This is a genomic window from Mycoplasma tracheobuteonis, from assembly GCF_054456995.1.
This window is the reverse complement of sequence record NZ_JBTKTG010000031.1, coordinates 1-3,063: the sequence shown is the minus strand read 5'-3', so window position 1 is coordinate 3,063 and position 3,063 is coordinate 1. Positions and strand designations below refer to the sequence as shown.

Annotated in this window: 2 protein-coding genes; both read right to left on the bottom strand. The window is 28.1% G+C overall.

Annotated elements, in window-relative coordinates:
• Positions 1-169: 169 nt before the first annotated feature.
• Complete coding sequence (gene rpmB / locus ACX1M8_RS03455) at positions 170-361, bottom strand: 50S ribosomal protein L28 (protein ID WP_458616409.1); 192 nt, start codon at positions 359-361, stop codon at positions 170-172.
• An 89-nt stretch (positions 362-450) separates the two neighbouring features.
• Complete coding sequence (gene parE / locus ACX1M8_RS03450; protein ID WP_458835438.1) at positions 451-2,376, bottom strand: DNA topoisomerase IV subunit B; 1,926 nt, start codon at positions 2,374-2,376, stop codon at positions 451-453.
• Positions 2,377-3,063 lie beyond the last annotated feature (687 nt).

Sequence of the window (3,063 nt, the reverse complement as noted above, 5' to 3'; positions counted from 1 at the left end):
CTCGAAAAAATTGACTGTCATGTACATTGTATATATCTAGTTTTCAAAGAACTTTTTGTCTTGTTTACTTAACAAGCGATATTATTATATAACAGATTTTTAAAAGACAAAATAAAAAAATACCTTTTTTGGTATTTTTTTATTATCGTTCGAACGAATGATTTATATACTATATCATTCCTTTATTTTTTAAAGTCTTTAGTGTTTTCGCACTAACTTTAAGTGTCATTTTTTGACCATCAATCATTACTCTTACTTTTTGTAAGTTAGGATTAAATTTTCTCTTTGTTGCATTTAAGGCATGAGAACGTTTGTTTCCTGATTGAGGTCCTTTTCCTGTTAGAACATCTCTTCTTGACATAAATAATCCTTTCTTTAGTTAGCTAATTAAAATCGATTATCGAGATTATTATAAATTAAATTGCTTTTATTATAACAAAAAAATATTTTTTATAAAACTTGTTCGAAAAAATCATCTTCATTTGAAAAATCTACATTATTATCAATTCAGTCTTTTCTGAACTCAGCATTTTCTCCCATTAGCACACTAACTCTTCTTTCTGCAAGTGAAGCATCTTCTATAGTTGCTTGAATTAAAGTTCTTGTTTTAGGATCCATTGTAGTTTCTCATAATTGATCAGCATTCATTTCCCCAAGACCTTTATATCTTTGTAATTCATATGGTTCTTTAATAGTTTCTAAGATATCTTTCAATTGTTCTTCATCTCAAGCATATTGAATTTTCTTAGATGTTTTACCACTAACCTTATATAAAGGGGGAAGTGCAATATAAACGCGACCTTTTTCAATTAATTGTTTCATGAAACGATAGAAGAAAGTCAATAGTAAAACTTGAATATGTGCTCCGTCCGTGTCAGCGTCAGTCATAATAATAATTTTATTATATTGTGCTTTTTCTAAATCAAAGTCTTTTCCAAAGCCAGCACCTATTGTATTAATGATGGTGCTAATTTCTATATTCTTTAACACTTCGCTTATCTTTTTCTTTTCAGAGTTAATTACCTTTCCTCTTAAAGGTAAAATTGCTTGGAATTTTCTATCGCGACCACTTTTGGCACTTCCACCAGCAGAATCCCCTTCGACTAAGAATAATTCTTTTTCATCTGAATTTTTAGAAGTTGCAGGAGTTAACTTATCGCTTAAGATTAATTTTTCACTAGCGATCTTTTTAGTTTTTCTGCTTTCTTCACGTAGCTTACGTTCTTCCATTCTTAGTTCATAAGCTCTTTTAACTTTATCTAAAACATCTTTAGCTAAAGTTTTATTTTCATTTATTCAAATTTCTAAATATTTAGAAACGACTTCTTCTACAACATTTTTCGCTTCAGGAGTTCCTAATTTATCTTTTGTTTGTCCTACAAATTCAAGTAAATTTTCAGGAATCTTAAGTGAGATAACACAAGAAAGTCCTTCTCTAATATCATCCCCATCAAACAATTTACCATTTTTAATAATTCCTTCACGAATCGCAAACTCATTAAATGTCTTAGTAAAAGCAGACTTAAGCCCCATTTCGTGAGTTCCACCATCACGTGTTTTAACATTATTAACAAAACTTAAAATAATTTCATTATATGAATCAGTTCATTGGAAAGCAAAATCCACTTCAATGTCTTTTTTACTATCCTTATAAGAAACAGGTGGCGTAATACTAATTTTAGAATCATTTATGAAGTTTAAGAATGATTCAAGTCCTTTTGAATATTCATAAACTTCTTTTTTATTATTTTTCCGATCATCAAGTGTGATTTTTAAGTTTGAAATTAAGAAAGAACTTTCCTTTAATCTTTCAGAAATCTTATCAAAACTTAATTTAGCACGCTTGAAGAACGCATAATCGGGTCAGAAGCGAATAGAAGTTCAATTACTTTTACTTACTCCGATTTCGTGAGTGTGAACTAATATGGTATCTTGTTGAAATACAGTTTCATAAACTTTTTTATCTCTAGCAACAGTGGCTATTAATTTAGTTGATAAAGCATTAACAACAGAAGAACCAACACCGTGAAGCCCACCAGAAGTTTTATAAGCTCCTGAATTAAACTTACCACCAGCATGAAGTTCAGTAAAAATTAATTCGACAGCTGTACGGTTTTGTCCCTTCATTTTATCAACAGGAATTCCACGTCCATTATCAATAACTTCAACTGAATCATCTTCGTGTAGGATAACATCTATATTGTTTGCATATCCTGCTAATGCTTCATCAATTGCATTATCAACAATTTCTCAAACAAGGTGATGTAAACCATGTACATCAGTTCCCCCGATGTACATTCCTGGTCTTTTTCTTACAGCTTCTAACCCTTTTAGTTGTTGTATACTATTAGCATTATATTCTTGTGTCTTACTCATAAATTTAATTATAAAGCTTTTTGCTTTATTTTTTATATCATTTCTTACTTATTGTGAGCAGCTTTTTTTCTTAATATCTCTATATGAGAGAGGTATAAAGCTTATATATCTACAATTTTGACTTTCTAAATTACCTGAATAATTTGTTGTAATATAAGAACTCGAAGGTGAATAATTAATCATTAATGTCTATATACATATGAAAAATATTTTTTAGTCGCATAGTGTGAATTAAGAAAATTTTTGATACTCATTATCTCAATTCAATTTTTCTATATATAAATTATACAAAAAAGAATTTAAGATGCTTAAAACATACTAAACAAGATACGATCATTGATTCTAAAAGTATTAGCAGGACATTTAATACCTCACAAAATGATTTACTACACAAATCTATTTTCTTTGAATACATATTCAGGATAATAAATTCACTATAAATCATTTCATAAAGAATAATTCAATAAAGGATTTAGGTATTTCTAAAACCACAAAACTATACTAAAAAATTATGAAACTCTAACTATTAATTAGAACTAGATTAGCAAAAAGACCTATCATATAGGTATATAAGTAAAACAAACTAAAAGGATACTGTAAATAATTTTGTGTAAATTTGGAAAAGATAAGTAACTTGTATAACTTTTATTTAAAAAATTATACAAGAATATTAAATATTCCTAAATC